Source organism: Streptomyces sp. NPDC055400 (genome assembly GCF_053644375.1).
Genome location: NZ_JBSHLM010000003.1, coordinates 216,878 through 240,127, shown reverse-complemented (window position 1 = coordinate 240,127; position 23,250 = coordinate 216,878). Strand labels below are relative to the sequence as shown.

General features: G+C 71.8%; 20 protein-coding genes. 16 read left to right on the top strand and 4 right to left on the bottom strand.

The window, feature by feature from the left end; translation table 11 throughout:
• The first annotated feature begins 24 nt into the window (after positions 1-24).
• Positions 25-1,014 carry an ABC transporter ATP-binding protein gene (locus ACWIGU_RS09215; protein ID WP_454399006.1) on the top strand — a complete coding sequence of 330 codons (990 nt, stop codon included), beginning with the start codon at positions 25-27 and terminating at the stop codon, positions 1,012-1,014.
• A complete protein-coding gene (locus tag ACWIGU_RS09210) occupies positions 1,011-2,654 on the top strand; it encodes an ABC transporter permease (protein ID WP_454399004.1) in 1,644 nt (547 codons plus the stop codon). Before ACWIGU_RS09215 ends, ACWIGU_RS09210 begins: the two co-directional genes overlap by 4 nt.
• A 9-nt stretch (positions 2,655-2,663) precedes the next feature.
• On the opposite strand, the gene ACWIGU_RS09205 is transcribed toward ACWIGU_RS09210, so the two are convergent.
• A complete protein-coding gene (locus tag ACWIGU_RS09205) occupies positions 2,664-3,485 on the bottom strand; it encodes a diacylglycerol kinase (RefSeq protein WP_454399002.1) in 822 nt (273 codons plus the stop codon).
• A 161-nt stretch (positions 3,486-3,646) separates the two neighbouring features.
• Here ACWIGU_RS09205 and ACWIGU_RS09200 point away from each other — a divergent pair, with 161 nt between their 5' ends.
• Positions 3,647-4,930 carry an adenylosuccinate synthase gene (locus ACWIGU_RS09200; protein ID WP_356276546.1) on the top strand — a complete coding sequence of 428 codons (1,284 nt, stop codon included), beginning with the start codon at positions 3,647-3,649 and terminating at the stop codon, positions 4,928-4,930.
• 85 nt (positions 4,931-5,015) lie between these two features.
• On the opposite strand, the gene ACWIGU_RS09195 is transcribed toward ACWIGU_RS09200, so the two are convergent.
• Both ACWIGU_RS09195 and ACWIGU_RS09190 read right to left on the bottom strand, forming a co-directional pair.
• Positions 5,016-6,665, bottom strand: coding sequence for a substrate-binding domain-containing protein (locus ACWIGU_RS09195; RefSeq protein WP_454399000.1), 1,650 nt, complete (start codon positions 6,663-6,665; stop codon positions 5,016-5,018).
• A gap of 74 nt (positions 6,666-6,739) precedes the next feature.
• Positions 6,740-8,635, bottom strand: coding sequence for a serine/threonine-protein kinase (locus ACWIGU_RS09190; RefSeq protein WP_454398998.1), 1,896 nt, complete (start codon positions 8,633-8,635; stop codon positions 6,740-6,742).
• A gap of 282 nt (positions 8,636-8,917) precedes the next feature.
• On the opposite strand from ACWIGU_RS09190, the gene ACWIGU_RS09185 reads away from it, so the two are divergent.
• The 6 genes from ACWIGU_RS09185 to ACWIGU_RS09160 all read left to right on the top strand — a co-directional run bounded on the left by ACWIGU_RS09185 (position 8,918) and on the right by ACWIGU_RS09160 (position 15,702).
• On the top strand, positions 8,918-9,760 hold the full coding sequence (locus ACWIGU_RS09185; RefSeq protein ID WP_454398996.1) for a VTC domain-containing protein: 843 nt from the start codon (positions 8,918-8,920) through the stop codon (positions 9,758-9,760).
• 63 nt (positions 9,761-9,823) lie between these two features.
• The gene (locus tag ACWIGU_RS09180; protein WP_454398994.1) at positions 9,824-11,179 is read left to right on the top strand and encodes an aminotransferase class III-fold pyridoxal phosphate-dependent enzyme; all 1,356 of its coding nucleotides are present in this window, start codon (positions 9,824-9,826) and stop codon (positions 11,177-11,179) included.
• Between the two features lie 101 nt (positions 11,180-11,280).
• Complete coding sequence (locus ACWIGU_RS09175; protein WP_454398992.1) at positions 11,281-11,967, top strand: GntR family transcriptional regulator; 687 nt, start codon at positions 11,281-11,283, stop codon at positions 11,965-11,967.
• Positions 11,964-14,462: a dolichyl-phosphate beta-glucosyltransferase gene (locus ACWIGU_RS09170; protein WP_454398990.1), complete on the top strand. Its 2,499-nt coding sequence runs from the start codon at positions 11,964-11,966 to the stop codon at positions 14,460-14,462. Before ACWIGU_RS09175 ends, ACWIGU_RS09170 begins: the two co-directional genes overlap by 4 nt.
• A 68-nt stretch (positions 14,463-14,530) precedes the next feature.
• Positions 14,531-15,181 (top strand): hypothetical protein, encoded by a 651-nt coding sequence (locus ACWIGU_RS09165; protein ID WP_356276522.1) that lies wholly within the window; start codon positions 14,531-14,533, stop codon positions 15,179-15,181.
• Positions 15,182-15,201: 20 nt separating this feature from the next.
• Positions 15,202-15,702, top strand: a complete 501-nt coding sequence (locus ACWIGU_RS09160; protein ID WP_454399658.1) for an N-acetyltransferase family protein — start codon at positions 15,202-15,204, stop codon at positions 15,700-15,702.
• A 15-nt stretch (positions 15,703-15,717) separates the two neighbouring features.
• Here the strand turns inward: ACWIGU_RS09160 and ACWIGU_RS09155 are convergent, their stop codons facing one another.
• Entirely contained in the window at positions 15,718-16,479 is a 762-nt protein-coding gene (locus ACWIGU_RS09155; RefSeq protein WP_454398988.1) for an SLATT domain-containing protein, read from the bottom strand.
• A 268-nt stretch (positions 16,480-16,747) separates the two neighbouring features.
• On the opposite strand from ACWIGU_RS09155, the gene ACWIGU_RS09150 reads away from it, so the two are divergent.
• The 7 genes from ACWIGU_RS09150 (at position 16,748) to ACWIGU_RS09120 (ending at position 23,248) form a co-directional block, all read left to right on the top strand.
• The gene (locus ACWIGU_RS09150; protein WP_100596383.1) at positions 16,748-17,089 is read left to right on the top strand and encodes a YbaB/EbfC family nucleoid-associated protein; all 342 of its coding nucleotides are present in this window, start codon (positions 16,748-16,750) and stop codon (positions 17,087-17,089) included.
• Positions 17,090-17,179: 90 nt separating this feature from the next.
• Positions 17,180-17,779: a recombination mediator RecR gene (recR, locus tag ACWIGU_RS09145; protein ID WP_116511760.1), complete on the top strand. Its 600-nt coding sequence runs from the start codon at positions 17,180-17,182 to the stop codon at positions 17,777-17,779.
• Positions 17,772-18,431: a DUF5063 domain-containing protein gene (locus tag ACWIGU_RS09140; RefSeq protein ID WP_454398985.1), complete on the top strand. Its 660-nt coding sequence runs from the start codon at positions 17,772-17,774 to the stop codon at positions 18,429-18,431. The genes recR and ACWIGU_RS09140 overlap by 8 nt, the downstream gene beginning before the upstream one ends.
• A gap of 280 nt (positions 18,432-18,711) precedes the next feature.
• Positions 18,712-19,992: an aspartate kinase gene (locus ACWIGU_RS09135; RefSeq protein ID WP_454398983.1), complete on the top strand. Its 1,281-nt coding sequence runs from the start codon at positions 18,712-18,714 to the stop codon at positions 19,990-19,992.
• Positions 19,992-21,059: an aspartate-semialdehyde dehydrogenase gene (locus tag ACWIGU_RS09130; RefSeq protein WP_454398981.1), complete on the top strand. Its 1,068-nt coding sequence runs from the start codon at positions 19,992-19,994 to the stop codon at positions 21,057-21,059. The genes ACWIGU_RS09135 and ACWIGU_RS09130 overlap by 1 nt, the downstream gene beginning before the upstream one ends.
• Before the next feature lie 357 nt (positions 21,060-21,416).
• Positions 21,417-22,085 (top strand): SigE family RNA polymerase sigma factor, encoded by a 669-nt coding sequence (locus ACWIGU_RS09125; RefSeq protein WP_454398979.1) that lies wholly within the window; start codon positions 21,417-21,419, stop codon positions 22,083-22,085.
• Between the two features lie 65 nt (positions 22,086-22,150).
• Entirely contained in the window at positions 22,151-23,248 is a 1,098-nt protein-coding gene (locus tag ACWIGU_RS09120; protein ID WP_454398977.1) for a hypothetical protein, read from the top strand.
• The last annotated feature ends 2 nt before the right edge of the window (positions 23,249-23,250 follow it).

Genomic DNA, 23,250 nt, shown 5'->3' with positions numbered 1-23,250 from the left:
TGAAAGAAGCGTACGTTCTGAAACATGACGAAGGCAATGACCGTCTCCGGACTGCACAAGTCGTTCGGCAAGACGCATGCGCTCGACGGCCTCGACCTGGATGTCGAGACCGGTGAGGTCCACGGCTTCCTCGGCCCCAACGGCTCCGGCAAGTCCACGACCATCCGCGTCCTGCTCGGCCTGCTGCGCGCCGACTCCGGCGCGGTGCAGCTGCTCGGCGGCGACCCCTGGGCCGATGCCGTCGCCCTGCACCGCAAGGTCGCGTACGTCCCCGGCGACGTCACGCTGTGGCGCAACCTCAGCGGCGGCGAGGTGATCGACCTCTACGGGCGGCTGCATGACGGGGGCCGCGCGAAGCGCGTCAGGCAGGGTGGTGGCGGGCGACGGGCGGGCGGCCTCGACAAGGCGCGCCGGGCGGAGCTGATCGAGCGGTTCGAGCTCGACCCGACCAAGAAGGGCCGCACCTACTCCAAGGGCAACCGGCAGAAGGTCGCCCTGGTCGCCGCGTTCGCGTCCGACGTCGACGTCCTCATCCTCGACGAGCCGACCTCCGGCCTCGACCCGCTGATGGAGGAGGTCTTCCAGGAGTACGTCCAGGAGGCCGCCAGGGAGCGCGGGCAGACGGTGCTGCTTTCCTCGCACATCCTCAGCGAGGTCGAGGAGCTCTGCGACCGCGTCAGCATCATCCGCAAGGGCGTCACGGTCGAGACCGGCTCGCTCAGCGAGCTGCGGCACCTGACGCGCACCAGCGTCACCGCCGAACTGGCCTCCGCGCCCAACGGACTTGGCCGGCTCCCCGGCGTGCACGACCTCGACGTCCAGGGCCTGCGCGTCAAGCTCCAGGTCGACAGCGACAAGCTCGACGCGGTGCTCCGCTCGCTCACGGAGTCCGGCGTGCGGTCGCTCGCCAGCACCCCGCCCACGCTGGAGGAGCTGTTCCTGCGGCACTATCAGGACGATGGTGCAGGCCGGACCGAGGGCGCCCGCGCCGCCGAAGGGGCGGTGTCGCGATGACCGCCGCCGTGGCCGACACGCGATTCGCCCCCCGGGCCGCCGGAGCGCGCCAACTCGCGGGCACCGGAACCCTGTTGAGGCTCGCACTGCGCCGCGACCGCGTCGTGATCCCCGTCTGGGTCGCCGTCATCCTCATGATGGTCCTGTCGATGCCGGCCTCGCTGAAGAGCGTGTACGGCACCGCCGCCGAGCGCGCCGACCTCGCGCAGTCGATGGCCGCGAACAGCTCGATGCGCGCCCTGTACGGCCCGGTCTTCGCCGACTCGATCGGCGGCCTCACAGCGTGGCGCATCGGGGTCTACGGCGGGCTGCTGGCCGCCGTCATGAGCCTGCTCATCGTCGTACGGCACACCCGGGACGAGGAGGAGAGCGGGCGGCAGGAGCTCGTGTCCTCGGCGATGGTGGGGCGGCGCGCCCCGCTGACCGCCGCGCTGCTCGCGGCGCTCGTCGCCAACGCGGCCACCGCCCTGCTCGTCGCGGGCGGCCTCGCCTCCCAAGGCGGCGGCGGGGCACTGGCGTTGGGGCTCGCGATCGCGGGGGCCGGCATGGTGTTCGCCACGATGGCGGCGATCGTCGCGCAGCTCACGGAGAGCGCGCGCCTCGCCAAGGGCCTCACGTCGGCGGTGCTCGGCCTGGCGTTCGTGCTGCGCGCGGCCGGGGACTCGGGCAACTCGGGGTCTTCCCAGGCTTTCGGCTCTGGGGGAGGTTCGTCCGTTCTGACCTGGCTGTCGCCGCTCGGCTGGCTCGAGAACACACGGGCGTTCGCGGAGACGCGCTGGTGGGTGCTGCTCCTGTTCGTCGCCGGGGTCGCCGCGCAGGGCGTGGCCGCGTACGGGCTCGCCGGGCGCCGCGACATCGGGATGAGCTTCCTGCCGACCCGGCCGGGCCCCGCGGAAGGCCGGCTCGGCACGGCGGGCGCGCTCGCCCGGCGGCTCCAGCGCGGCAGCGTGCTCGGCTGGAGCCTCGGCTTCCTCGTCGCCGGCGTCGCCTTCGGCGGGATGACGCAGGGTGCGGCCGACCTGGTCGGCGACAACGAGAAGACCCGCGACATCATCGAGCGGATGGGCGGCCAGTCCGGTGTCACGGACGCGTTCCTCGCCACGATGGTCGGCATGCTCGGCATGGTCGCCGCGCTCTACATCGTCTCGTCGGTGCTCCGCCTCAGCGGCGAGGAGACCTCGCAGCGCGCCGAGCCGGTCCTCGCGGCGGCGGTCGGCCGGCTGCGGTGGGCGGCGGGCCATCTGGGCATCGCGTTCGGCGGGGCCGCGGCGATCATGGTGCTCGGCGGCCTCGGCCTCGGGATCGGCTACGGGAAGAGCTTCGGCCCCGTCCTGGGCGCCTGCCTCACGCAGGTGGCCGCGATCTGGGTCATCGGCGGCCTCGCGGTGCTGCTGTTCGGGGTGTTCCCGAGGGGGGCGGTGGCGGCCTGGGCCGTCGCGGGCATCGCGCTCCTGATCGGCTGGATCGGCCCGGCGTTCGACCTCCCGCAGGCGGTCATGAACCTCTCCCCGTTCGGCCATCTGCCGAAGCTGCCGGGCGGCGAGATGGCCTGGACCCCGGTCCTGACCCTGACGGCCATCGCGGTGGCCCTCGTCGCGGCGGGCCTGACGGGCCTGCGCCGCCGGGACCTGTCGAACTGACCGACCGCGTCACTTGGGCAGGGTCAGCCCCCACGCACCCGCCCGTACCGTCCACGTGCGGGTGCGTACGGGGCCGGCCACCACCTGGTCCGCGCGGTAGCGGAAGTCCGGGCCCGACACCGTCACCGTGTGCGCGAGGGCCCGCAAAGGCACTGCCTCCGCGCCCACCGAGGACGGCCGGACCTCGACGCTCGCCCGGCCCGCCGCGTCGGGGGCCACGCTGACGCCCTCGACCGGCCGGTCCAGATCGACCAGCGTCACCCCGTCCACCTCGACCCGCAGGCGCTGCGGCCCCGGGGCGGGCGCCGTCGCACGCGGCGGGCGCGCCGCGAGCGTGCGGACGAGGGACTGGCAGGTGCGCAGCCAGTGGTGCGCGGGGTCGGAGCCCAGCGCCGCCGGGTGCGCCACCGGCGGGATCCGCAGATTCCCGAGAACCACCCCGTCGGAGTCGTCGACGAGCAGATCGAGCCGCCGCTCGACGCCCTCCAGGGCCGCCCGCGCCGCCGCCACCGCCCCGGTCGGCACACCGAGGGAGCGCGCCAGCGAGACGCTCGCCCCGACCGGGACGAGGGAGAGAACGGAACCCGCCAGCTCGCGCTCACGGTGCAGCAGAGCCACCGCGCGCAGCAGCGCCCGGTCGTCCCCGATCACCACCGGCCGCCGGGAACCCCTTCTGACCAGCGCCTTCGCGAATTCCTCCGGCCCGTCCGGCAGACACACCTTCACCGTCGCGCCGGCGCCGAGCACGTCCTTCGCGATGCGTACCGACTCGCCGTCCGCACGCCGGGCGACCGGATCGACGACCACCAGTAGCTGGTCAAAAGCCGCCACCTCGGTCCTGCCTCGCTTCCTCGGGTAGCATCTTGGTGCAAGAGCCCCTTGCGCTATTGCGCCAGGGGCTTCGTCTATTCCGGGGCACACCAAGGCACACCCATACAGGCGGCTACGGCCCCTGACCTTGGTCTTGCCCCGCCCGGAAGGGGTGTACGCCTGTGCCCGCACTTGTGCTGCTCGGTGCTCAGTGGGGTGACGAAGGCAAGGGAAAGGCCACCGACCTGCTCGGTGGATCCGTGGACTATGTGGTGCGCTACCAGGGCGGCAACAACGCCGGTCACACGGTCGTCGTAGGCGACCAGAAGTATGCGCTCCACCTCCTCCCTTCCGGGATCCTCTCGCCGGAGTGCACGCCGGTCATCGGAAACGGTGTCGTCGTCGATCCGTCGGTCCTGCTCTCCGAGCTGAGTGGACTGAACGAGCGCGGCGTCGACACGTCGAAGCTGCTGCTCAGCGGCAACGCGCACATCATCACGCCGTACAACGTGACCGTCGACAAGGTGACGGAACGCTTCCTCGGCAAGCGCAAGATCGGCACCACCGGCCGCGGCATCGGCCCGACCTACGCGGACAAGATCAACCGCGTCGGCATCCGCGTCCAGGACCTCTACGACGAGTCGATCCTCACCCAGAAGGTCGAAGCGGCGCTCGAGGGCAAGAACCAGCTCCTCACCAAGGTCTTCAACCGGCGCGCCATCGAGGCGGAGCAGGTCGTCGAGGAGCTGCTCGGCTACGCGGAGCAGATCAAGGGCTACGTCGCCGACACCACCCTGATCCTGAACAAGGCGCTCGACGACGACAAGGTCGTCCTGTTCGAGGGCGGCCAGGGCACGCTGCTCGACATCGACCACGGCACGTATCCCTTCGTGACGTCGTCGAACCCGACCGCGGGCGGCGCCTGCACGGGTGCCGGCGTCGGCCCGACGAAGATCAGCCGTGTCATCGGCATCCTCAAGGCGTACACGACCCGTGTCGGCGCGGGCCCGTTCCCGACCGAGCTGTTCGACGAGGACGGCGAGGCGCTGCGCCGCATCGGCGGCGAGCGCGGTGTCACCACCGGCCGTGACCGCCGCTGCGGCTGGTTCGACGCGGTCATCGCCCGCTACGCGACCCGTGTGAACGGCCTGACGGACTTCTTCCTCACCAAGCTGGACGTGCTCACGGGCTGGGAGCAGATCCCGGTCTGCGTCGCCTACGAGATCGACGGCAAGCGCGTCGAGGAGCTCCCGTACTCGCAGTCCGACTTCCACCACGCGAAGCCGGTGTACGAGTACCTGCCGGGCTGGTCCGAGGACATCACCAAGGCCAAGACCTTCGCCGACCTGCCGAAGAACGCGCAGGCGTACGTGAAGGCCCTGGAGGAGATGTCGGGCGCCCCGATCTCCGCGATCGGTGTCGGCCCCGGCCGCACCGAGACCATCGAGGTCAACTCGTTCCTGTAGGCCCCGCGCCCCGGAACAACAGGCGCCCCTGCCCCGCTCGGTCGAGCCGGGCAGGGGCGCCTGCGCGTGTGGGGAGACCGGCGGCTCAGCCGCGGCAGGCCGCGTAGCCGTCGGGGGAGGTGCAGGACAGGTGCCCGGCGCGGGCGATGACGCGGTTGGCGGCGCCCTGGGTGAGGAAGTCGAGGAAGCTGTCGGCCAGGGAGCCGTCCTCGGGGTTGCCGATCGTGTACGCGTACTCCACGGCGTGGAAGGGGTAGCCCTTCGTGATGTTCTCGCCGGAGGGGTCGAGGCCGTTCAGCTTCAGGGTGTGGGAGCCCTTGCGCGGGGTGCCCTCGGGCGGGGCCGCGTAGCCGATCGTCCCGTCGACCCGCGCGACCCGTTCGAGGAGGTCGGGCGTGTTGTGCTCCTCGCAGCGCAGCACCTTCGAGGTGGGCAGCAGGTCCTTGGTGCGGCAGTCGCGCGACGACGTCGAGAAGGAGTCGGGGCGGCCGAGGACGCGGGCCTCGAAGGCGCCGCGCGTGCCGGAGCTGCCGGTCCTGCGGACGGTGCGCACGGGCAGGTCGGGCCCGCCCACGTCCTTCCAGTTGGTGATGTCGCCGAGATAGAGCCGGCGGACCTGGGAGACGGTCAGGCCGGTGAGCGGCTTGCCGTTGACGACCACGGCGTCGTTGACGACCAGGGCGAACGCCATCGCGGCGACCTTCTCGTCGTGCAGCTTGCCCTCGGGGTCGCTCTCGGAGGTCGGGCCGTCGGAGAAGGCCATGACACCGGAGTGCTCGCCCGCCGAGTCCGAGGGGTCGGACTCCAGGAGCTGGCGGACACCGGTGCCGCTCGAGCTGGTCGCCACGGTGATCTTCGCGTCGTCGCAGTCGCGCGTGTACGCGTCGCGCAGCGCCTCCATCGCGGGCCGGAACGCGGAGGACCCGGTGAGGGTGAGCGAACCCGAGGCGCAGCCGCGGGGCTGGGGGACCGGGTCCGGCAGTGTGGCGAGAACCAGCAGGATCGCCATGCCGGTGCCGAGGATTCCGACGGTCCAGCGGCCGAGCGCGCTGAACAGGGGCGGCTTGTCGTCGGGGTGGGCGCCCTGGTTGGGGTGGACGGTGCCGTCGTTGAGGCGGCCCTCGATGTCCACCTGGGTGCCCGCGCCGCCGCCGCGGAGCATCACGAGGAGCTTGTAGTAGTCGCCGCTGTTGAGGGCGACGGGCGGCAGGAGGAGGCTGTTCTCGCCGGGCGTGTAGACGGGCCGGGAGTCGAGCCGTATCTGCCGGGCGGTGTTCGAGGTGAGGGCGGGCTGCACCGGATACGCGTCGGTGATGCGGCGCCCGGCGAACGTCACGGTCAGGCCCTTGGGATCCGAGATGTAGTCGCCGTCGGTGATCGTGGCCGCGCCGTCGTTCTCGATCCGCAGGAGGACCAGGGTGGTGTCCTCGGTGATGTCGCGGCGCCGGATCAGGCCGTCCGGGCCCGGCAGGTCCTCCGAGATGGCGCGGCTGAGCGGGATGTCCATCTGGATGCGATGGCCGATCCGCTTGCTGTGCTGCTTGCGCCGCTCGACGTACCACAGGGCCAGTGACGCGGCGATGGACAGCACCGTCGTGGCGATGGCGACGAGGTTCTGTGCGTCCTTGAGCCAGCCCACGGTGTACTCCCCCCGGAACCTGATGGTGGAGTCACCGTAGGGGCTGGTGCGGCGGCGCGGCGGACGGCGGACGAGGTGTCGACCGCTGTTCGCCACGCGTTCACCCCGGACCTCGCCGGAGCGCTCAACTCGCCTGTCCGCAGGCCGATTTCAGGGCCGGAGCGCGCCCGTCACTCCTTGCTGTACGTCAGTTCGTCGCCGTTGTTCATCGTGCGGCGCAGCTCGCCCGACGGGAGCACCTCGACCGAGCTCGGCTTGCCCGGACTGCACGAACCGGAGGGGCCCGAGACGACGTCCGTGGCGCCGATGCGCAGCGTCCCGCCGGACGCCGACACCAGCGCGCCCTGGAACACGCAGTGGTACGTGCCGCCGCCCTGGAGCGGGCCGTCCGCCGTCATCGACAGGACCGTGTCCCCGGGGCTGCCCTGCTGGATGCTCAGACGGCGGGTGTTGTGGCCCGTGCCGTTGTCGATCGAGGCGGTCCAGGTGCCGAGGAACTCGGTGGGCACGTCCCCGCCGGCGGGCGGTTCGGAGGAGCTGGGCGGCTGCGAGGTCCCGGGGGCCTGCGAGCTGGGCCCGTCCGTCGTCGGTCCCTGGCTCGTGGGCGCGCTGGACGTCGGCTGCTTGGGGTCGTCGCTCTGGGAGGCCGTCTTGCCGTCGTCCTTCATCAGCGCGTACACCGATCCGCCCGCGCCGAGCGCCACGACGAGCGCCACCACGATCAGCGCCGCCGTGGAGCGCCCGCTGCGGCGCGGCTCCGGCTGAGGAGCGCCGATGGGGACGACAGCCGGGCCGTACGGGGGTGTGGAGCCGGGGCCGTAGGGCGGCGTCCCGCCCCAGCCGCCCTGCTGCGGGTAGCCGTAGACGGGTGCCTGGGGGTGGGGGTGCGGATACCCGTACGCGGCGGAGGCGGGCGGCGCCGCCGGCGGGAGCGCGGGGGCGGGCGGGCCGGAGGGGGAGACCATCGTCGGCAGGTGATTGACGGGGGCGGCGCCGGGCGAGCCGGGCGGGGGAGGGGTGGCTGGGGTGGCCTCACCGCCACCGCCACCGCCGCCGCCGCCGTCGCCGTCTCCGGTTCCGGCCGCCGCCGGCTTCTCCTTGTTGAGGCCGGGCGGCTTCCCGGAGGTCTCCCCGGCCGGGCCGTCAGGGTCCTCGTTGTCCAGCAACTGCACGGCGTGCCGCCCCAGTTGGGCCACGAGCGCCCCCGGCAGCCACGGGTCACGCGTGCGTCCGCCGTCGCCGAGCGTGTCCTCGGCGCCGGTCCGCTCCAGGAGCTGGTCCAGGGTCGGACGGGCCGCGGGGTCCTTGCGCAGACAGTTCCCCACGAGCTCCTGGAGGCCCTCAGGGAGCCCTTCGAGGTCGGGTTCCTCCTGGGCGATACGGAACATCAGGGCGTGCACCCCGCTGTTGGCCGTGCCGAACGGCAGCTCGCCCGTCGCCGCGTAGGCGAGGACCGAGCCGAGGCAGAACACGTCGCAGGCCGGGGTGATCCGGTCGCCGCGCACCTGCTCGGGGGCCATGAAGCCGGGCGAGCCCACCAGAGCGCCCGTTCTCGTGAGGCCGCCGTCCGTCACGGTCTCCAGGGCGCGGGCGATGCCGAAGTCGATGACGCGGGGCCCGTCGATCGTCACCAGGACGTTCGACGGCTTCAGGTCGCGGTGGATGAGGCCCGCCGTGTGGATGTCCTTGAGCGCGTGCGTGAGGCCCGCCGCGAGGATCCGTACGGAACGCTCGGGCAGCGCGCCGTGGTCGTGCGAGACGACCGTCTGGAGCGAGGGCCCCGCCACGTACCCCGTGGCCACCCAGGGGATGTCCGCCTCGGTGTCCGCGTCGAGGACCGGCGCGGTCCACGCCCCGCCGACCTGCCGCGCGGCCTGCACCTCGAGCCGGAACCGGTTCCTGAACTCCTCCTGCTCGGCGAGCTCCTGGCGCACCAGCTTGACCGCGACCGTGCGCCCGCGGTCCGAGCGCGCCAGATAGACCTGGCCCATCCCGCCCGCCCCGAGCCGCGCCAGCAGCCGGTACGCACCGATGCGCTGCGGATCTCCCGCCCCCAGCTTCTCCATGTCGCGCCACCCTCCCCCATATGTGACCAACATCCCGAGAATAGTGGGAGGTTGTGACACTGGGGACGGGGCGGGGTCTACGGTTCCGTAACAGGGTGGGCCGTCGGGTGATCCCCGTAACCTCCGAGGGCGACCCGCCCTCTCGCGGAAATTTGTTTCCGTCAATCGGAACGATCTTGCGATCCGGTACGTAGTACTTCACGACGCACCGCAACGCACCACGACGACCACGTCACGACGTACCCCTTCATGTCTACGACCTCCCCCGACCGAGGAGACCGTGTGCTGAACAGGACGCCAGTCGCCGTCCGCGCCCTCGCGCGCGCCGCGCTCGCCGCCCGTCCCGTCGGACTCGACGAGACCGACGCCGCGGCCCCGCTGCTGCGCCACCACGGCCACAGCTATCTCGTCCCCGTCGAGCTCTTCCAGGACTTCGCCGCCCTGCTCACCGACCCCCGCAGGCCGGGCGGCCCCTACCGCGCCCTGTCGGTGGGCGGCCGCCGCTGGTTCGGATACCGCTCGACGCACTACGACACCCCCGCCCTGCGTTCGTTCCACGACCACGCGCAGGAGCGCGCGCCCCGTTTCGGCATCAGGGAGCGGCTCTACCAGGACAGCGGGAAGCGGCAGCTGGAGCTCAAGGTGCGCGGCGCGGACGGCTCGACGGTCAAGCACCGGACCCGCCTGGGAGAGGGCGACGACCCCCTCGGCGACGCTGGACGCGCCTTCGTCACCGGCGTCCTGCGCGGTACGTACGGCATCGAGGCGCCGCAGGAGCTGGCCGCCCGCGTCGTCACCGAGTACCGGCGCGCGACGTTCGTCGCCGACGGGCGGCGGCTCACCTGCGACGCCGGGCTCGTGGTGCGCGAGGCGGGCGAGGGGCGCGCGGTACGGGCGGACGGCGGGTCCGTGCTCGTGGAGACCAGGACGGGCGCGCCGGGGCGGCCGACGGACGCGGACCGGCTCCTCGCGCGGTTCGCGGTGGCGCCCGTGGCGTTCGGAAAGTACTGCGGCGGGCTCGCCGTGCTGCGGCCCGAACTGGCGGCCGGACCGTGGCAGGAAGCGGTGCGGACGCTGTTCCCCGCAGCGGTGCCTCCGGGCGAGGGCGACAGTGTGTCGCGTTAGCGGCCGTCCCACAGACAGGACGCCGATGGTCCTTCCACCATGCGGACATTTACCCTCGGGCCCATGACCCCTCAGCCGAATCCCCAGGTCGGCGCCGCCGTCAAGGCCGCGGACCGTGCGCACGTGTTCCACTCCTGGTCCGCGCAGGAGCTCATCGACCCGCTCGCCGTCGCCGGCGCCGAAGGCTCGTACTTCTGGGACTACGACGGCAACCGCTACCTCGACTTCACCTCCGGCCTCGTCTTCACGAACATCGGGTACCAGCACCCGAAGGTCGTCGCCGCGATCCAGGAGCAGGCCGCCTCCCTCACGACCTTCGCGCCCGCGTTCGCCGTCGAGGCCCGCTCCGAGGCCGCACGCCTCATCGCCGAGCGGACCCCCGGCGACCTGGACAAGATCTTCTTCACCAACGGCGGCGCCGAGGCGGTGGAGAACGCCACCCGCATGGCCCGGCTGCACACGGGCCGCCCCAAGGTGCTCTCCGCCTACCGCTCGTACCACGGCGCCACCTCCACCGCGATCAACCTGACCGGCGACCCGCGCCGCTGGCCGAGCGACCAGGGCGCGGCGGGCGTCGTCCACTTCTGGGCGCCGTTCCTCTACCGCTCCCCGTTCTACTCGGAGAACGAGCAGCAGGAGTGCGAGCGCGCGCTCCAGCACCTCGAGGACACCATCGTCTTCGAGGGCCCGGCCACGATCGCCGCGATCATCCTGGAGACCGTGCCCGGCACCGCCGGCATCATGACGCCGCCGCCCGGCTACCTCCAGGGCGTGCGCGAGCTGTGCGACCGGCACGGCATCGTCTTCGTCCTCGACGAGGTGATGGCGGGCTTCGGGCGCACCGGCAAGTGGTTCGCCGCCGACCACTACGACGTCGTGCCCGACCTGATGACCTTCGCCAAGGGCGTGAACTCGGGCTACGTCCCGCTCGGCGGCGTCGCCATCTCCGGCGCCATAGCCGACACGTTCGGCAAGCGCCCCTACCCGGGCGGCCTCACCTACTCCGGGCACCCGCTGGCCTGCGCCGCCGCCGTCGCCACCATCAACGTCATGGAGGAGGAGCGCGTCGTCGAGAACGCCGCCCACCTCGGCGAGACGCTGATCGGCCCGGCGCTGCGCGACCTCGCGGATCGCCACCCGTCGGTGGGCGAGGTCCGCGGCCTCGGCATGTTCTGGGCCCTGGAGCTGGTGAAGGACAAGGCCACCCGCGAGCCGCTGACCCCGTACAACGCGGCGGGCGCGGCGAACGCGCCGATGGCCGCCTTCGGCGCCGCCGCCAAGAAGAACGGCCTGTGGCCCTTCATCAACATGAACCGCACCCACGTGGTCCCGCCGTGCAACGTCACGGAGGCCGAGGCGAAGGAGGGCCTCGCCGCTCTCGACGAGGCGCTGACCGTGGCGGACGGCTACACCTCGTAGGGCAAGAGGTACTCCGTGTCACTCCCCGTAGTGCGTAGGCTGACCAGCTGACCAGGAACAGCCTCATCAGCTGACGACGCACTACGGGGGAGGGACACCACGTGCCCGGAACCGACGGCGGAGCTGCCGTCCAGCGCAGCACGCTGCGCCAGCAGATCGCCGACGCCCTGCGCGACGAGATCCTCGCGGGGCGGCTCGAACCGGGCCAGGAGTTCACGGTCAAGGAGATCGCCGAGCAGTACGGCGTCTCCGCGACCCCGGTCCGCGAGGCCCTGGTCGACCTGTCCGGGCAGGGGCTCCTGGACTCCGCCCAGCACCGGGGCTTCGCGGTCCACGAGTACTCCCTCGCCGACTACCGCGGCATGATCGAGGCCCGCAGCCTCGTCACCGACGGCATCTTCCGCGGCCTCGTCGCGAACGCCGACGCACACCACGCGACCCCCGCCGCCCTCGCCGGGGTCCGCCGCCGCGGCGAGGAGGCCGCCCGCGCGGCCACGGCCGGCGACCTGAACGTGCTGATCGGCTACGACCTGCGGTTCTGGCGCGAGCTCAGCGCCCTGTTCGGGAACCCGTACCTCTCCGACTTCTTCCACCGGCTGCGCGTCCAGTCGTGGATGTGCGCGGTCCCGTACCTGCGCCGCGTGGACGACCTCAGGGGCCACCTCTGGTCCGGGCACTGCGGCCTCGTCGACGCGCTCGCAAGCCGGGACGCGCGCGCCGCGCAGGACATCGTCACCGCGTACAATGCGGACTCCCTCGCCCTCGTCGAGAGGCTGGCCGCGCGGTGAGCACGGAGCGGACGGACCGTCCTGTCGTCGCGCGCGCGGGCGTCGTGGACCTCACCGTCGTCGTCCCCGCGTACAACGAGGAGCGCCGGCTCGGCCCCACCCTGGACGCGGTCACCGCGTACCTGGACGGCGGGGACGGCGGGGACGGCGGGAACCGGTGGGGTGACTGGGAGATCGTCGTCGTCGACGACGGCTCCACCGACCGCACCCGCGAGATCGCGGAGCGGGCGGCGGCCGCCGCCCCGGAGGGCCCCGGCCGCACCCCCCGCATCCGGCTCGTCCGCAGCCCCCGCAACCGCGGCAAGGGCCACGCCCTGCGCCAGGGCGTCCTCGCCTCCCGGGGCCGCCGCGTCCTGGTCACCGACGCCGACCTCGCCGCGCCCATCGAGGAGCTGGAAGCCCTCGACAAGGCGCTCGGCGAGGGGCACGCGGCGGCGATCGGCTCCCGGGCAAGGCCCGGCGCGACGATCGCCCGCCACCAGCACCGGCTGCGCGAACTCCTGGGCCGCACCGGCAACTTCCTGATACGCGCGACGAGTGTCCCCGGCATCAGGGACACCCAGTGCGGCTTCAAGCTCTTCGACGGCGACCGGGCCCGCGCCGCGTTCGGCGCCGCACGCCTGGACGGCTGGGGCATCGACGTAGAGATCCTGATGTACTTCCGCCGCTCCGGCTGGCCGGTCGCCGAGGTGCCCGTGCGGTGGTCGCACCAGGCGGGCTCGAAAGTGCGCCCCTTCGACTACGTACGGGTCCTCGCCGAGCTGGTGACGCTCAGGGCGCAGGCGGTGCCGAAGGCCCACCTCCTCGTGGCGGCGCTCTTCCTCGTCCTGTCCGTCGCCCTGTACTCGGGCCGCTGGGCGGCGCCCGCCCACCGCTACCTCCCCGACTCCCTCCAGGACCAGAACCAGTGGGAGTGGTTCTTCGCGGTGACGGCGGACAGCGTCCGCCACCTCCACAACCCCTTGTTCACGACGCTCCAGGGCTTCCCGGACGGCGTGAACCTGATGGCCAACACCGCGATGCTGGGCCTGTCCGTCCCGCTCGCCCCCGTGACCTGGCTCTTCGGCCCCGCCGTCGCCCTGAACGTGGCGATGACGGGCGGCCTCGCCGCCACCGCGTTCGCCTGGTACCGGCTGATCCTGAAACGGCTCGTGCGGACCCCGTGGGCCGCCGCGACCGGCGCGCTCCTCGCCGCGTTCGCGCCCCCGATGGTCAGCCACGCGCACGCGCACCCGAACTTCGTCGTGCTCTTCATGATCCCGCTGATCATCGAGCGGGCGCTGCAGCTGTGCGAGGGCAAGCGCGTGGTGCGCGACGGCGTGGTGCTCGGTCTCTTCGCGGCGTACCAGATCTTCCTCGGCGAGGAGCCGCTGCTGCTCGCCGTCATGGGCATGGCGCTGTTCGCGCTCGCCTACGCCGTCGTGCGCAGGGACGTGGCGAAAGCGGCCTGGCGCCCGCTCCTGCGCGGGCTCGGGATCGCCGCCGCGGTCGCCCTGCCGCTCGTCGCCTTCCCCCTGTACTGGCAGTTCCTCGGCCCGCAGAGCTACAAGAGCGTGCTGCACGGCGACAACGCGGGCAACAGCCCTCTCGCCCTCCTCTCCTTCGCCGAGCGCTCCCTCGCCGGCTCCCGCGAGCGCGCCGCCACGCTCGCCCTCAACCCGACCGAGCAGAACGCCTTCTACGGCTGGCCGCTCGTCGCGCTCGCCTTCGCGATCGTCGTACGGCTGTGGCGCGGCGCCGCCGTGAAGGCGCTCGCGTTCACCGCGGTCGCGGCGGCGCTGCTCTCGCTCGGCCCGAAGTTCCGCGTCCCGCTGACCGGCGTCGTGCTGCCGGGCCCCTGGGCGCTGCTCGCCCACCGGCCCCTGTTCGAGTCGGTCATCGAGTCGCGGGTCGCGATGGTGTGCGCGCCCGCGCTCGGGATGCTGCTCGCCCTCGCGCTCGACCGGCTTGCCGCGGTGCGGGTGCCGTACCGGCTCCTCGGGCTCGCGGCGGTCGCCGCGGCGCTCGTGCCGATCGTCCCGGCGCCGCTCAGGGCGGTCGACCGGGCCGACGTCCCGGCGTTCGTCGCCGACGGCACCTGGAAGCGGTACGTCGGCCCCGGCGAGAGCCTCGTGCCGGTGCCGCTGCCCGACCCGGGCAACGCGGAGGCCCTGCACTGGCAGACCGAGGCGGGCCTCGGCTTCCGTCTCCCCGGCGGCTACTTCAACGGCCCCTACGGACCCGACCACGTAGGCATCTACGGCGCCTCGCCCCGCTGGACCTCCAACCTGCTGCGCGACATCCGGTACACGGGCCGCGCCCCCGAGATCACCGACGCGTGGCGCGCCCAGGCCCGCCGCGACTTCGCGTACTGGCACGCAGGGGTCCTCGTGCTCGCGCCGCAGCAGAACGACGGGGTGCTGCGGGCGACGGTCGACCAGCTGGTCGGCAGGGCCGGAACGTGGACCGCAGGCGTATGGATCTGGGATCTGAGCAATGTGCAGAGGGGGAGCTGAACCGGCTCCCCGCGCATTACGCTGCCTTTCCGCTGTTCATTACGGCCTTTCATACCGGAGGAGTCGCCTTGGCCTGTGACCTGTGGCTGGTCCCGCTCGTCGATGTGCTGTGCCACAGCCCCGACAACCCCTTCGCCGAGGAACTCGCGCTCTACGACAAGGCGTTGCACGAGGCAGGACTGCCACCGGTGCCGGTCTACTCGTACATGCCCGGACTCTCCGGTGACGTGGCCCCCGTCGCCGGCTTCGACTACGACGCGCTGCACTTCCTGCGCCGCGCGTACCTCCTCCAGATGTGCGGCCTCGCCGTCACCCCGGTCGACGAACTGGGCGGCGACTACGAGCAGCTCCTGGAGATGTTCGAGACGACGGCCCAGCAGTCGCATCTGGTCTGGCACTACGACCACGCGGGCGCGTACGTCCCCGTGGACTTCCCGAGCCCGCTGTCCAACGACGAACTCCTCGCCGGCGGCGGCCCCCTCTGTTCCTCCCACGCGCTGCTTCGGGAGCTGGAGTACGTGGCCCGGTCGATCGGCATAGACCCGGCCAACCCACCGGCGCCCCCGGTCCCGCCCAAGGGCCCCACGTCCCTGGAGGAACCGGCGGCCCCGGCCCCCGTGGACGACAGCCCCTTCGCCCGCGAACGTCACGTCTGGCTCGGCCTGCACGCGGCCGCGACCCGGAGCCTGGCCCAAGGCTCCATGATCATCTTTAGCTGACCTGGAGCCCCGTGCCCGAGATGCGCCCCGCCCACGTCCGCGACCACCCCGCGCTCGTCCGCCATGTGCAGAACTGGTGGGGCGACTCGCGGAGCCCCGCCCGGGCCCGCGAGCTGTCCCGGCTGCTGCCGAAGGTGTTCCTGCAGTTCTTCGCCGGCACCAGCCTGGTCGTCGAGGACGGGGCGGGCATCAGGGCGTTCCTCGTCGGCTTCCACTCCGCCGACCATGACGCCGAGGCGTACATCCACTTCGTGGGGGTCGACCCGGAGCTGCGCGGGCGGGGCGTGGCCCGAGGCCTCTACGAGAGCTTCTTCCGGCAGGCAGCCGGCGCCGGGCGCCGGGAGGTCCGCGCGATCACCTCGCCGGGCAACAAAGGGTCCATCGCCTTCCACCGGGCCATGGGCTTCACGCTGGTCACGGGTGACCGCGAGATCGACGGCGTACCCGTGCACAGCGACTACGACGGGCCCGGGGAGGACCGGGTGTGCTTCGTCCGCGCGCTCGCGCCGCCCCAGGCGTGACGCGGGGCGGGGCGGTCAGCGCGGCTCGGGCGGGCGCTGGCGGGGCATGTTCGGGCGGGCGCCCGGGGGGAGCGGGAAGCGGCCCGGCGGAGGTTCCGCGGGGCGGGTGCCCGGGGCGACGGAGGACTGCATCACGAGCGGCGCCGGACCCGAGCGAAACTCCACCATCCAGTCCGCCGTCTCCGCCCGCACCAGCTCCGTCACGTCGTCCGTGAAGCGCCGCAGCACCGACAGGCACCGCTCGGCGGCCTCGCTGGCCGTGCCCTCCGTCGGGCCGAGCACCTCCCGCACGCTCTCCGACGCCCAGTCGAACTGGAGCGCCTGGAGCCGCCGCTGCACCGCCTGGGCCGTGGCCACGTCCCTTATCCAGCCCGACGTGAGCCCGAAGTACCGGTCGCAGGCCACGCACGCCACCGCGAGCAGCAGCGCCAGATACCCCCAGGGCGCGACCCCGCCGAGAGCCCCGGTCAGATCGAGCAGCGGCAGCACCGCCCCCGACACCGCACCGGCGACCGCACCGCCCCGCAGCGCCCGCGCCCCCCGGCGCTTCCACACCCGGTCGGCGAGGTACCAGTTCGCCGTGTCGAGCGCCCCGCGCTCCACCCACCGGTAGAGCTCGTCGAGCCGCTCGGCGGGCTCGCCCCAGTCACCGACGGGGAACGTCCGTCCGGTCAGGTCGCCCGGCCGCACCGCGTCACCCGTGCCGTCACTGCGCTCGCCCCGCGCGCCCCGCTCCTCCTGCGGCGGCCCCTCGGGCTGCATCTCCGGCTGGCTCACCCGGCACTCCCTACGACTGGTCCTGGTCACGGATGGGGCTCATGTGCAGAGCATCTTCCTACCGCCCAATGGGTGGCCAAGGACCCGTTTTCGCGGTATTTCCGCCCGGAAGTGGGTCTTGATCAGGTATAGGCGGCGAGCCCGTCTCACTCGAAAGAGTGCAGCGAAAGGTGCCGGAGCGGGCGACACCCCGACCACGTAGGCTCGTTCCAGGGTGGAGACCCCGCCCTGGAACGCAGGTCGAAACAGGACGCAACAGGAGCTGATCGTGATTCCCGGTGGTGGCCAGCCCAATATGCAGCAGCTGCTGCAGCAGGCCCAGAAGATGCAGCAGGACCTCGCCAAGGCCCAGGAAGAGCTGGCGCTGACCGAGGTCGAGGGCCAGGCCGGCGGCGGTCTGGTCAAGGCGACGGTGACCGGTTCCGGCGAGCTGCGCGGCCTCGTCATCGACCCGAAGGCCGTCGACCCGGAGGACACCGAAACGCTCGCCGACCTGGTGGTCGCGGCGGTCCAGGCGGCGAACGAGAACGCGCAGACGCTCCAGCAGCAAAAGCTCGGCCCGCTGGCCCAGGGCCTGGGCGGCGGAGGCATCCCGGGGCTTCCCTTCTAAGGAAGTCGCGGCGCAACTAACGTACGTACTACTCAGCGGCTGGCATGCTCAGCGGCACAGCAACACCAAGCAGAAGTCGGAAGGCACTCCGTGTACGAAGGCGTGGTCCAGGACCTCATCGACGAGCTCGGCAGGCTGCCGGGCGTCGGTCCCAAGAGCGCGCAGCGGATCGCCTTCCACATCCTGCAGGCGGAGCCGACGGACGTACGGCGTCTCGCGCAGGCCCTGATGGAGGTCAAGGCGAAGGTCCGCTTCTGCGCGACCTGCGGCAATGTGGCGCAGGAGGAGCTGTGCAACATCTGCCGCGACCCGCGCCGCGACCTCACGGTCATCTGCGTCGTCGAGGAGCCCAAGGACGTCGTCGCCATCGAGCGGACCCGCGAGTTCCGGGGCAAGTACCACGTGCTCGGCGGGGCGATCAGCCCCATCGAGGGCGTCGGCCCGGACGACCTGCGGATAAGGGAACTCCTCGCCCGTCTCGCCGACGGCACGGTCACCGAGCTGATCCTGGCCACGGACCCGAACCTGGAGGGCGAGGCCACGGCGACGTACCTCGCCCGCATGATCAAGCCGATGGGCCTCAAGGTCACCCGCCTGGCCAGCGGGCTCCCGGTCGGGGGCGACCTGGAATACGCGGACGAGGTCACGCTCGGCCGCGCCTTCGAGGGGAGACGACTCCTAGATGTCTGACGCCACACTGAACGCCGTCAAGGACCATCCGGACGACTTCGCGGTCCAGATCTCGGACCAGATCGAGTCCTTCCTCGTCGCGGTCGCCGAGGTCGCGAAGGGCGACGAGCCGGACTCGGCCGTCCCCTTCCTGCTTCTCGAGGTCTCCCAGCTCCTCCTCGCGGGCGGCCGGCTCGGCGCGCACGAGGACATCGTCCCCGACGAGCGCTACGAGCCCGATCTCGGCCCCGAGCCGGACGTCGACGACCTGCGCCAGAAGCTCGCCGCGCTCCTGGCGCCGATCGACGTCTACTCCGAGGTCTTCGACCCGTACGAGCCGCGCAAGGCGCCGGTGGCCTGCCGGATCTCGGACGACCTGGCCGACGTCATGGCCGATCTGCGCCACGGCATGGCCCACTACCGCGCGGGCCGCACCACCGAGGCCCTGTGGTGGTGGCAGTTCTCCTACTTCTCGAACTGGGGCTCCACGGCCTCCGGCGCCCTGCGCGCGCTGCAGTCCCTGGTCGCGCACGTCCGCCTGAACCAGCCGCTGGACGACCTGGACGGCCTCGACACCGACGAGGACCTCGCCGAGGAAGCCCTCGCCGAGGCGGCGGGCCAGGTCATGGCGGAGGAGATCGCGGGCCCGCTGGGGCTCCGTACGGTGAAATGACCCCTCACCTGTGGATACGTGCCGGTGAAATCACCCCCGCCTGTGGGTACTCGCCGGCGGGGATGACCCGGCCGGTGAAGTGACCCACCCCACTTTTCCGGTTGCCGGGCCGGGGTGCGGGCATGCGCCTGTCCGAGCGGCCGGAGCGTGAAGCCCCACCGGGTCCCAGTGCCCGGTGATCACTTCCTGAGCGGGACATCTCAGGATGTGGTATTCCCGGGGCTGATTTCGGCCGCTCGTTAGACTGAGCCGACCGAGACAAACTGAGCGAGGAGCGCACGTGGGCCTTGTCGTGCAGAAGTACGGAGGCTCCTCCGTAGCCGATGCCGAAGGCATCAAGCGGGTCGCCAAGCGAATCGTCGACGCCAAGAAGAACGGCAACCAGGTGGTTGTCGTGGTGTCCGCGATGGGCGACACGACGGATGAGTTGATCGATCTCGCCGGGCAGGTATCCCCGATCCCTGCCGGGCGCGAATTCGACATGCTGCTGACCGCCGGAGAGCGGATCTCCATGGCTCTGCTGGCCATGGCGATCAAAAACCTGGGCCACGAGGCCCAGTCGTTCACGGGCAGTCAGGCCGGCGTCATCACCGACTCGGTCCACAACAAAGCCCGGATCATCGATGTGACCCCGGGACGGATCAGGACGGCGCTCGACGAGGGCAACATCGCCATCGTCGCCGGGTTCCAGGGCGTCAGCCAGGACAAGAAGGACATCACCACGCTCGGCCGTGGCGGGTCCGACACGACCGCCGTCGCGCTCGCCGCGGCCCTCGACGCCGAGGTGTGCGAGATCTACACGGACGTCGACGGCGTGTTCACCGCCGACCCGCGCGTCGTGAAGAAGGCGCGGAAGATCGACTGGATCTCCTTCGAGGACATGCTGGAGCTCGCCAGCTCCGGGTCCAAGGTGCTCCTCCACCGCTGTGTGGAGTACGCGCGCCGCTACAACATCCCGATCCACGTCCGCTCGTCCTTCTCCGGACTGCAGGGCACCTGGGTCAGCAACGAACCGCACTTTGATCAAGGGGACCAGAAGGTGGAGCAGGCCATCATCTCCGGTGTCGCTCACGACACCTCCGAGGCGAAGATCACCGTCGTCGGTGTCCCGGACAAGCCCGGGGAGGCCGCGAACATCTTCCGGGCCATCGCGGACTCCCAGGTCAACATCGACATGATCGTGCAGAACGTGTCCGCGGCCGCGACCGGCCTGACGGACATCTCGTTCACTCTCCCGAAGACCGAGGGCCGCAAGGCCATCGACGCCCTGGAGAAGACGAAGAGCGCGGTCGGCTTCGAGTCCCTGCGCTACGACGACCAGATCGCCAAGATCTCCCTCGTGGGCGCCGGTATGAAGACGAACCCGGGTGTCACGGCCGGGTTCTTCGAAGCGCTCAGCGACGCGGGCGTCAACATCGAGCTCATCTCGACCTCCGAGATCCGCATCTCGGTCGTCACGCGCGCTGACGATGTGACCGAGGCCGTGCGCGCCGTGCACACCGCCTTCGGCCTCGACTCGGACTCCGACGAGGCCGTGGTCTACGGAGGCACCGGCCGCTGATGGCTCAGACCGACAGGCCGACACTCGCGGTCGTGGGAGCGACCGGGGCCGTCGGCACGGTCATGCTCCAGATCCTTTCGCAGCACGCGGACATCTGGGGCGAGATCCGCCTGATCGCCTCCTCGCGCTCGGCCGGCCGCAAGCTGGCCGTGCGCGGGGAGGAGGTCGAGGTCATGGCCCTGTGCGAAGAGGCCTTCGACGGGGTCGACGTCGCGATGTTCGACGTACCCGACGAGATCTCCGCGCAGTGGGCGCCCGTCGCCGCCTCCAAGGGGGCGGTCGTCGTGGACAACTCGGCCGCCTTCCGCATGGACCCGGACGTGCCGCTCGTCGTGCCCGAGGTCAATCCGCACGCCGCGCGCGTGCGGCCGCGCGGCATCGTCGCCAACCCCAACTGCACGACCCTGTCGATGATCGTCGCCGTCGGCGCGCTGCACGCCGAGTTCGGGCTGCGCGAGCTGGTCGTCTCCAGCTACCAGGCCGTCAGCGGGGCCGGCCGCGCCGGCATCGACACCCTGCGCCAGCAGATGTCGCTCGTGGCCGGTACGGAGCTCGGGACCCACCCCGGCGACGTACGCCGTGCGGTCGGCGACAACACCGGCCCCTTCCCCGAGCCCGTGGCGCTCAACGTCGTGCCGTGGGCCGGGTCGCTGCGCGAGGACGGCTGGTCCTCCGAGGAGATGAGGGTGCGGGACGAGTCCCGCAAGATCCTCGGCCTGCCGGACCTCAAGGTCGCGGTGACGTGCGTACGCGTCCCCGTCGTCACCACGCACTCCCTGACCGTCCACGCCCGCTTCCAGAGCGAGGTCACGGTCGACAAGGCACGCGAGATCCTCGCGACCGCGCCCGGTGTCGTGCTCTTCGACAACCCGGCCGCCGGTGAGTTCCCCACGCCCGCCGATGTGGTGGGTACCGACCCGACCTGGGTGGGCCGCGTCCGGCGCTCCCTCGACGACCCGGCCGGGCTCGAATTCTTCGTGTGCGGGGACAATCTGCGCAAGGGCGCGGCCCTGAACACCGCGCAGATCGCCGAGCTGGTGGCCCAGGAGTTCCCGCCCGCCGCGTGAGTTCGGCCTCTTCACCGTCCGGAAGCCGGACTTGGTGTTCCTTTTTCCGGCGCGCTTTATAAGATCTGTGAAGGACCTGTGGGCGATCGGTGGTCTTAACCACTTGAACGCGGCGGTCCGCGCAGCCGAAGATTTCGTCGAAGATCCCTCCCCGTTCCGTGCAACCGCGCACGGGACGGGGAGCGTCTTTGCGATCGCCTTTCGGGGCGCCGGGCCTAGGGGCGCCAGAGGAATCTGGGGCATAGGGGAAGAGCGGGTACGCATGAGGGCACTTGACGCAGCGTCATGGATGATGCCTGCCGCAAACAGGACGCCTGTCGCGTACAACCCTGACGGGGGGAAGCGTGTCCAACAGGCGTGGCAGAGGTACTCGATTTCACAGCGGTTCAGGCGAGGGGCGCGGTCCTTCGCCCGCCCCGGCGTCCCCGGATGTCCGGTTCGTCCGGCGGCATGCCGGTGATCGCCCCCATGCCAGCAGCGCGGCCTGCCCGCATACCCACTCAGCGCGAAGGCGCTGAGGAGACGATGGCAGCAGGCACCACGGTCGACCATCTCACCGAGACCTACCGCGCCCACTACCGGTCGCTTCTCGGTCTCGCGGCCCTGCTCCTGGACGACACGGCCTCGTGCGAGGACGTCGTGCAGGAGGCGTTCATCAGGGTCCACTCCGCGCGCAAGAGAGTGCGCGACCCCGAGAAGACGCTCGCGTATCTGCGGCAGACGGTCGTGAACCTCTCGCGCTCCGCCCTGCGCCGCCGCATCCTCGGCCTGAAGCTTCTGACGAAGCCGATGCCCGACATGGCGAGCGCGGAGGAGGGCGCGTACGACCTCCTTGAGCGCGACGCGCTGAAGAAGGCGCTGCGCGGGCTGCAGCGCCGCCAGCGCGAGGTCCTCGTCATGCGCTACTTCGCGGACATGACCGAGGCGCAGGTGGCGGAGGCCCTGGGTATCTCCCTCGGCTCCGTGAAGGCGTACGGATCCCGGGGCATAGCGGCGCTCCGCGTCGCCATGGAGGCCCCCGCATGAGCAGCGACAAGCACGGCAATGATCGGGATGGGCAGAACAGGCGTGTGGGATCCGGGGATGGAACTGTGAATCACGGCCCCGGCCAGGACGACGGCCTCTTCGGCGGCCCCGAGGATCCCTTCGGCCGCCCGGACTCCGCGGGCGGCGCGGACTCCGTCGACCCGCTTGACTCCCTCGGCGCCGACGAGCTGGCGCTGCGGCGCCTGTTGCACGAGGCCGTGGAGGAGATCGAGCCGACGAACGGGACGCTCGAACATCTGCGCCGCGCGGTGCCCGCCCGGCGGGCCCGTAAGCGGCAGGCCGTCGTCGGTATGGCGGCCGCGGCCCTGTTCATCGGCACGGCGATCCCCGCGCTCGTCCATGTGACGGGCCAGAGCGGGTCGAACGACCGGCCGTCCATCGCCGGCAACAGCGAGGCGACGCGCGGCGGTACGGGTTCCGGGAAGGGGCCCGACGGCGGCGAGAGCGGCACGGGGAGCCCTTCGGGCACGTCCAAGTCCAAGGACAAGGACGGCAAGAAGGACAAGCCCGGCGACAAGGGCAAGGGCGCTGGCGGTGGTGCCACCGGCGGCCCTGATCCCGAGAGCACGGCGGCCGCGAGCTCCCCGGTCTGCGGGGCGGCCGACCTCGGCAGCGCCCCGGCTAACGTCGGCGCGGCCGACGCGGCCGGCAGGGTCTACGGCTCCTTCCGCGTCACGAACGTCTCCCAGGCGAACTGCTCGGTGGACGCGCCCGGCGCCGTCTCCGTCCTCGCCCAGGGCGCGGCCGACCCGGCCAAGGTCAACGTCGTCGACCACACGGCGGGCGACGCCGCGACCGGGCTGCCCGACCCGTCGACGGAGCCCAGCCAGCTGATCCTCGAACCGGGCATGTCGTACGAGGTCCGCTTCGCATGGATCCCGTCCGCGGAGTGTCCGACCACGGGAGGCGGTGGCGACCCGTCGCCCAGCCCGACCCCGTCCGGCGGCACCACGGGCGACGCGACGGGCTCGAACCCGGACCAGAGCGGCCTGTCCACGCAGATGGTGGCCGAGGGCCCCACGGCCGACGGCAGCGTGTCGGTCTCCCACACAGCGGACGGGGGCGCGCCCTCCTCCAGCGCGACCATCCCCAACGCGTGCTCGGGAACGGTGTACCGCACGGGGATTCTGCCGGCGTCTTAGGG

Excerpts from the sequence above, each read along its gene's own strand:
- ACWIGU_RS09215 (WP_454399006.1), top strand. The coding sequence starts at position 25 with ATGACGAAGGCAATGACCGTCTCCGGACTGCACAAGTCGTTCGGCAAG.
- ACWIGU_RS09210 (WP_454399004.1), top strand. The coding sequence starts at position 1,011 with ATGACCGCCGCCGTGGCCGACACGCGATTCGCCCCCCGGGCCGCCGGA.
- ACWIGU_RS09190 (WP_454398998.1), bottom strand. The coding sequence starts at position 8,635 with ATGGAGAAGCTGGGGGCGGGAGATCCGCAGCGCATCGGTGCGTACCGG.
- ACWIGU_RS09180 (WP_454398994.1), top strand. The coding sequence starts at position 9,824 with ATGACCCCTCAGCCGAATCCCCAGGTCGGCGCCGCCGTCAAGGCCGCG.
- ACWIGU_RS09160 (WP_454399658.1), top strand. The coding sequence starts at position 15,202 with ATGCGCCCCGCCCACGTCCGCGACCACCCCGCGCTCGTCCGCCATGTG.
- ACWIGU_RS09140 (WP_454398985.1), top strand. The coding sequence starts at position 17,772 with ATGTCTGACGCCACACTGAACGCCGTCAAGGACCATCCGGACGACTTC.
- ACWIGU_RS09130 (WP_454398981.1), top strand. The coding sequence starts at position 19,992 with ATGGCTCAGACCGACAGGCCGACACTCGCGGTCGTGGGAGCGACCGGG.